The following is a 4,360-nucleotide window of genomic DNA, read 5'->3' on the forward strand; positions in this document are numbered from 1 at the left end:
TTTTAAGAAAAATAAAATATTTTAAGCACCCACTGAATATCAAATAGTTAAAAAACCGCTCTTGTTGAGCATAATTCTAAAATTTGCAAGTTGGGCTAAGTACTACTATGGATGTTATGATGAGTCCGGACAGAATAGTGAATTAGTACTTCAGGGTGCAAAGGGAATTGCAGAGTGGTACTTAGGTAAGATTATGGATTTATATGGAAATACAGTTACCTATCATTATCAAAACGTAGAATATGAAGTAGCATCAGACCATCCATTTAATAATGGTAAATACCGTTATCCCAAAAGAATAAACTACACCGGACATAACGACAGCGAGGGGGTGTATAGTGTTCATTTTAGTTTACAAAACACCATCAAAAAAGATGCATCCATACGTGCAAATTATGGGTTTAAAGTGGTAGATGGATATCTTCTGGATAAAATTGACGTAAAATATAACCAGGAACAAGTGCGTTCTTATGAACTTTTGTATTCCGAGGGAGCATTTTTCAAAACCCTGCTTGATAGTATTGTAGAATATAATAGCAAAGGAGAGCGTTTTTATGCTCATGGGTTTACCTATTATGACAATGTGAGAAATGAGGGGACTTATGAGCCCTTTAATAGTAGTACTACAAACTACACTTTGGGTAACCAGGAAGTAAATGGAGATTATGTTTTTGGGATAGCTAAAGGTTCAGCACTTGGAACCTCGCAAGGAAATACCTGGGGCGGTGGACTATATGGTGGTTTTGGTCTTGGGTCAAACACAACCTCAAAATCGCTTACTGTTGGAGGTTCATATAATTATACGCAAAGTAAAAATTATAGCATTAGTACGCTTGTTGATATTAACGGAGACCGTTTACCTGATAAAGTTTTTGTAGATAACGATGCACTGTATTACAGGGCTCAAAGGAAAGACGGAACCTTTGGTGATAAAAAGTCCATATCAGGAGGTAGAAATTTTCAGGAAACTGTCAGCAAGAGTAATATGGGGGGATTCGAAGCGAACTTAGTCCGGTCTATTTCGGCAGGCGTAAGCAAGCGTAAAACCAGAACAACTACCTCTCGTTATTTCTCTGATGTTAACAGTGATGGTTTGATAGATATTGTCGTAAAGGGTAAAGTATTCTATAACTATGTTGATGATAAGGGGGAACCTAACTTTACAGATAAACCAGAAGAACTGCCCTTCGATGTCCCAACAAGTAATAACCTTGATAAAAGTTTATTATTACCGGCCAAAAAAGATTACGAAGAAACCTTGCAACAAAATCCGCTACACGATATTATTCGCATGTGGGAAGCTCCTTATGATGGGGTAGTTGCAATATCGGGAGGCGTACAACTCTTGGGCGATTGCACAGCAAATAATAACCTTGATGGAATAAAAATATCTATTCAGAAAGATGAAATGGTATTGTGGAGTGACCTGATTTCACCATCAAACCACACCGAACAGAATCCAAAAGACGTTGACAATATATCAGTCAGCAAGGGTGATATTATTCACTTTAGATTACAATCTGTTTTTAACGGTTTGTGCGACAAAGTGTATTGGTCTCCCCAAATTACTTATACGGATAAAGATACCTCGATTGTGGATGCCAATGGATTGAAGCGTTATGTATTTGATGCCAAAGAGGATTTTCTTTTAAATAGTAACCAAACAACAAGCCTGGCATTCAAAGGAAAAATAAAGCTAAAATCATCCATAATTAAACCGCAAACTACTGATGATATCAATGTATCCTTTTTGATATTGGATTCGCTTAATCAGGTTGTTTGGGAGGATACCGCCACATACCCCTGGGATAGCATTGTTCATATCAACCGAAATGAGGATATTCCTGTAGAACAAAACGACATGCAGTTTCTTGTAAAGGTTGGTTCTAATTCTAATGTAGATTGGAGCAAGATTAAGGTAAACACCCATATTTATTATACCGAGTCTGATAATGAAGCAATAAGTCAGGAGTCTTTGACTGATGCCAATGGAAGCCCTAATTATGAATATTTTCCGGTTCCGGATTATCAGTTTTTTCACAAGCAGCCGACTTATACGAGCAACCTGAAAGTTTTTGAACAAAACGGTAAAGTTGAAGCAGAAGCCCTAACATCAGACAGTTTCGAGGTTCGGGAACCGGATAGCCGGGTTAAATCCGATAGTTTATGTCTTTCTATAAAAACAGAAAACGAGCTGATTACCAAGGGTATCATCACAATTATCGAGGACTCGATCAATGCCGCCAAAAACATCACAGCCAGGCAAAGCATAGAGGCAAATAAGCCACTTTATATTGAGTACAATTCGCCTGATGTTCAAGTTGATCAGATTCTTTCAGACAGCGCAATACTTCGATTTTATATTCCAGATACCACTTATTTTAAAGTTACCGAACAAGAATTTGATTATGAGGATAATGCGAAGGATACCACAATAAGGACACAACAGCAAATAGAAGAAGTAGATGGAACTTTTCCTCAGGTAACAACCGAAGAAAATGAAACAGAGGGGTATGTTCTTACAACAACTATAGCCATTGATACCTTAATTCAAGATGTTTTACAATCGGAAGAAATCATAGAGATTACCAAGAACTATCGTTCTCCACTGGAGGGTGAAAATGGTAAGTTTGGTCAGCTATATCGTAATTGGGGGCAATATGCTTTAACAGGTAAAACAGATAAAATAATAAGTGATGACCTGACCCTTGATATTGAAATGGATAATGAGGAGATTGAAGGTGATATTAACTCAAAATTAGATGATGCTGAAAATAGTCAGGATGATTCGTTTGAAGAGCAGGAAGAATCTTATGGCAATATGGATATGAATATGATGGAAAAGCCATTTGCTAAAGCAATCCCTGATGGAAAACGTGGGGTGTGGACAGGGTATGATGAACAGGTCTATCTTACAGCTGACACCATGCAAAGCGGGAGACGAGGAGAAAAGGATTTAATTGAATGGGATTTATTAACCCAAAATATCTTAAATTCTGATGTTGCAGGAATTAGGGCTATTAATAAATATAGCTCAAGTTCATCAAAAATAATAAATGCTCTGGGACAGTCAAATGTTAAGAGTAATTCAACCATTTATTCCGAATTTATGGATATGAATGGAGACGGATACCCTGACATCATAGGTAATGGAAAGATACAATACAGTCTCCCTGATGGTAGTTTGTCTGATAATTCACAGCCGTTAGCAAGTGTAAGCAATTCGTCCTCTAACATTAAACACCGAACATTGAATCCGCAATTGGTTTCTGATTATAAAAAATCAGTTGTAGCAATAAAAAATGTTGCAAAACCCAATTCAGCAGTCATGCCTTCCAGTTCACCGGTTTCAATTGATGTCGGTTCAGACCAAACTCAGGAGTACGACACATACTCTATTCAAGATATTAATGGAGATGGGCTACCAGACAGAGTATATCAGAATGGTGAAGTAGAATTAAACTACGGATATAGTTTTGGTAAGAAGGAAAAGTGGGGGTATGAACACCTGCGCTATACTACTTCCAGAGATGTTACAGCAAACCTTGGCGGGTCAGCCGGAGGTGTAGGTTTCGGGCTAAGTATTGATGCAGAAACTGGCGAATTAAAAGGTGGCAGCCTTCAGTATTCAAGAAACTCAGGGTCGTTTGTTGCAGGTGTTGGCGCAACCACCAGTGAAAGCCATCCTAACATACAATTTATGGATGTAAATAGCGATGGTCTTGCTGATTGGGTATATACAGAACCGGGAGATAATCCCCAAACCCGGGTAAGACTAAATAATGGTAGTGGCTTTGGTGAGGAAGAGCCCTGGAAAGGAATGAGCGCATACAGCAATCAACGTACTATAAATGCAGACTTTAATGCTGCAGCTACTTTTGGTGTAGGCTTCACTATTGTTGTTGTTCCTGTAAAAATAGTTTTCAACCCTACATTTACGCATAACGAAAGTTTTAACCGTACAGTTGAGAGCCTTATTGACATAAATGGTGACGGATATCCCGATTATGTGCGTTCTGCTCGTGACAATGAAGCTTCGGCGAAACTATCAACCATCGCTGCCACAAATTTACTACAGCGAGTTGAAAATCCGTTAGGAGGATCATTTACTATTCGTTATGAGCAGGAGGGAAATACTTACAGGATGCCTAACCCGCAATGGGTACTTTCTGACGTTGAAATATATGATGGGCATAACGGTGATGGTGTTGATGTAATGAAAACCAGGTTTGAGTACAGCGATGGCTATTACGACAGGTTTGAGCGTATCCACCCCAGCAAAACCTTATTCCTGGAGTAATTTTTTATCAATAAATTGCGGCAAAAGTTCTTTGAAATTTTCGGCAGGTGTGATGTGGAT

Annotated in this window: 1 protein-coding gene; it reads left to right on the top strand. The window is 38.5% G+C overall.

Annotated features, from left to right (window positions below; translation table 11 throughout):
* Positions 1-64 precede the first annotated feature (64 nt).
* Positions 65-4,300, top strand: coding sequence for a toxin TcdB middle/N-terminal domain-containing protein (locus BY457_RS18725; RefSeq protein WP_106154852.1), 4,236 nt, complete (start codon positions 65-67; stop codon positions 4,298-4,300).
* Positions 4,301-4,360 lie beyond the last annotated feature (60 nt).

It is taken from the genome of Marinilabilia salmonicolor, from assembly GCF_003003035.1.
Taxonomy (GTDB): Bacteria; Bacteroidota; Bacteroidia; order Bacteroidales; family Marinilabiliaceae; genus Marinilabilia; species Marinilabilia salmonicolor_A.